The sequence below is a fragment of the Gordonia oleivorans genome (assembly GCF_040044975.1).
GTDB lineage: Bacteria > Actinomycetota > Actinomycetes > Mycobacteriales > Mycobacteriaceae > Gordonia > Gordonia oleivorans.
In genome coordinates this window covers 1-2,094 of the sequence record NZ_JBDZDI010000049.1, presented here as the reverse complement: position 1 = coordinate 2,094, position 2,094 = coordinate 1, and the positions used below count along the sequence as shown (strand labels likewise).

1 protein-coding gene and 1 pseudogene are annotated in these 2,094 nt (G+C 61.5%); both read right to left on the bottom strand.

All coding sequences use genetic code 11. The features are described from left to right. Positions 1 to 120: 120 nt before the first annotated feature. Positions 121 to 1,073: pseudogene (locus ABLE92_RS26045) on the bottom strand (IS3 family transposase); the annotation flags it as partial. Between the two features lie 113 nt (positions 1,074 to 1,186). Beyond that, on the bottom strand, positions 1,187 to 2,094 hold a 908-nt coding region (locus ABLE92_RS26040; protein WP_348807658.1), incomplete at its 5' end, for an MMPL family transporter.

Genomic DNA, 2,094 nt, shown 5'->3' with positions numbered 1-2,094 from the left:
AGCAACTGCCGATCCGTCATGAGACAGGTGTAACGCCACCGTCAACCCCGGTCAAGTATCTTCCGTTGTCGGCGTGTCTGTTTCACCGTAGCCCCGGGCTCCGGATTAGCCGGTCAACAGGCACGCCCCGACCTTGCCCATCGACCCCGTTGGACCGTGAGTATTCAAGGCGTGTAGGAATTTCCGCGACCGGAGCTGTGACCCTCGATCCGAGTGAACGATGCAGCCGGCCACCTCACCACGACGGGCCAGCGCGCTGTGCAACGCTGCCACGGCCAGTCGGGACTTTCATCCGGGAATCGATGCTGTAGCCGACGATCCGCCCTGAGTGCACGTCCTTGATTGCACACAGATAGAGCTTGCCCTCACGGGTGTGGTGTTCGGTGATACCAGTGAGCCACAACCGATGTGGCTCCTCGGCGGTGAAGTCGCGCTGGACCAGATCATCGTGGACTGGTGGTCCCGGTCGTCGGCCGTTACGACCTCGCTTCTTGCCGAACACCGACCACCAGGCGTTGTCGCGGCAGATCCGCCACGCGGTCCGCTCGGCCATCGACTCACCCACGGTGGCGGCTTCCCCGGCGAGGAATCGGTAGCCGAATTTCGGGTCCTCGCGGTGGGCATCGAACAGGGCATTCGCCCGATACGCCGCGGCCAGCTTGGCATTGGTGACCGGGCTGGCCAGCCACCGGTAGTAGGGCTGGCGCGAGAGCTGAAGTACCCGACACGACACGCGACGGCAATCCCGTCGGCGGCGAGCTCTTTCACGAGCGGGTACAGCCTTTTCCCGGCAGGTTCGCCTGCGATAGATACGCCGCCGCTCGACGCAGCACCTCGTTCTCCTGCTCAAGCAGGCGGATCCGCTTACGGGCCTCGCGCAGTTCAGCGGACTCGGTCGAGGTCACGCCAGGGCTGCGACCCCCATCAATATTCGCGCGTCGCATCCACTTGTGCAGCGTCATCGGGTGCACACCGAAGTCGTTGGCGACCTGCTCGATCGTGACGCCTTCTCCACGATCACGAGCCACCCGGATCGCATCGTCTCGGAGCTCCTGGGGGTACGGCTTGGGCACAGCTACATCCTTCCCGACCGCCCGAAGGCAAGCCAGATCAGATGTCACCTATCCGTGCAGCAGTCCCTAGCGACAGTCCCGCGCGGATACTGGGGAACTAAACCAGGAGTACGTTAAACGGTTTCGTTGTTCGGCCACCAGCTGGTTTTGCCTAGTAGTGTCGCGATGGCCGGCACGACGATGGTGCGCACTATAAAGGTGTCGAGCAGTAGTCCGATACCGATGATCAGTCCAACTTGGGTCATGATGGAGATCGAGCCAGCCATGAGGCCGAACATGCTGGCAGCGAAGATGAGGCCGGCCGAGGTGATGACCGATCCGGTGTTGGTGACGGTTCGTAGAACGCCGATTCGTATGTTGTTCTGGGATTCCTCGCGTAGGCGAGAGATGAGCAGCATGTTGTAGTCTGCGCCGACGGCGACGAGGACTATGAAAGCCAATAGCGGTACAGGCCAGGCGATCTCGGTTTTGAGGATGTGTTGGAAGATTAGGACGCCGATGCCCAGTGCCGCGGTGTAGTTGAGGACGACGGTTCCTAGGAGATACAGCGGTGCGATGAGTGCTCGGAGGAGAAGGATTAGGATCAGGCCGACGATGATGAGGGTTGCCAGTGCCAGGAGTTGAAAGTCGTCGGCGAGTAGGCGTTGCAGGTCGGCGTTGATGGCGGGGAATCCGGCGATTGCGATGTGGGAGTCCTCCAGGGTGGTGTTCGGTCTGGCGGCGTTTGCAACATCGGTGATGGTGTTGGTCAGTTGTATGGCTTCGGTGCTGTAGGGGTCGAAGCTGGTTTGTATTGCGTAGCGCACGGTATGGCCGTCGGGCGAGACGAATTGGCGAGCGACATCGACAAAGCGGCGGTCTGCGTTGGCTTGAGGTGGCAGGTAGAAGCCGGTCGCGGAGTGAATCCCCCCGGGTTTCGTGCCGCTTCCTTTTGAGTCAGGAAGGATGAGCGGTATGCCCAAGAAGATTGATCCGGAGGTCAAGGCGCGTGCGTTGCGGATGTTGGCCGAGCATGGCGGGG